Genomic DNA, 664 nt, shown 5'->3' with positions numbered 1-664 from the left:
GCCACCGCCAGGTCCGACACCGGGCTCGCGCCCGTCGTCGTGAACGTGGTCTCACCGCTCGCATCGGCCGCGAAGCGCGAACTCGTCAGTTGCGCGCCGTGCACGTATTCATGACGCCACGCCAGTCGAACGTCCGGCACCAGCACTCCGTACGCCGTACCAAAGCCGCGCTCGAGCTTCACGCCCAGGTCGCTCGTCACCGAACTCGCGTGCGCGGCCCCCACCGACAGCGCCGCCCCGCTTCCGCCCGACTCCGTGTACGCGTTCTGGTGCAGGTAGCTGTAGGTCAGGTTCGTGAGCGGCGTCAGCGTGTACGCGCCCAGCGCGATCGGATAACCCGCCTCCGCCTGCGCCACGTATTGCTGGCCGCTGAACTGCCCCTGCGCCGTGCCCGAGAAGCCGGTGAAGTCCACCACGCGCGTCGTGTCGTAGTGTTGCAGCACCGCCCCCGCCGACAGGTTCGCGTACCACTTCGGCGCCGTGTAGCTCGCATAGCCGAACAGCCCGTACGCGTTCACGCGGGTCGAGTCGCCCGCGCTGTCGCCTGTGTTGTTGACCGCCGTGGTCGTGAAGCTGAAGGCGCCGCCCGCGCGCCAGCGCTCGCCCACCGCCTTGTCCGCGCCGAACAGCAGGCCGCCGTAGTTCGCGCTGTAGCCGTCGGCCT

Annotated in this window: 1 protein-coding gene; it reads right to left on the bottom strand. The window is 69.7% G+C overall.

Annotated elements, in window-relative coordinates:
• A partial coding sequence (locus AAHK20_RS33460) for an autotransporter outer membrane beta-barrel domain-containing protein (protein ID WP_449185797.1) occupies nt 1-664 on the bottom strand: 664 nt, incomplete at both ends.

The sequence above is a fragment of the Trinickia camelliae genome, from assembly GCF_053525655.1.
This window is presented reverse-complemented; position numbering and strand designations above follow the sequence as displayed.